This is a genomic window from Pseudomonas sp. B392_1p, assembly GCF_052245235.1.
GTDB classification, from domain to species: domain Bacteria; phylum Pseudomonadota; class Gammaproteobacteria; order Pseudomonadales; family Pseudomonadaceae; genus Serpens; species Serpens gallinarum.
In genome coordinates this window covers 1-210 of record NZ_JBQPXM010000046.1, presented here as the reverse complement: position 1 = coordinate 210, position 210 = coordinate 1, and the positions used below count along the sequence as shown (strand labels likewise).

The 210-nt window shown below is 66.7% G+C and carries 1 pseudogene; it reads left to right on the top strand.

From position 1 onward, the window contains the following. A pseudogene (locus ACTV8E_RS20745) lies at positions 1 to 210 on the top strand (NAD(P)(+) transhydrogenase (Re/Si-specific) subunit alpha); the annotation flags it as partial.

The following is a 210-nucleotide window of genomic DNA, read 5'->3' as shown; positions in this document are numbered from 1 at the left end:
CGACGCCGAACTGGCGCAGATGAAGAGCGGCACCGTGCTGGTGGGCATGCTCAACCCGTTTAACACCGAGCTGATCGCCAAGCTGGCCGCCCAAGGCATCACCGCCTTTGCCCTGGAAGCCGCACCGCGCACGTCCCGCGCGCAGAGCCTGGACGTCTTGTCCTCCCAGGCCAACATCGCTGGCTACAAGGCCGTACTGCTCGCCGCGCA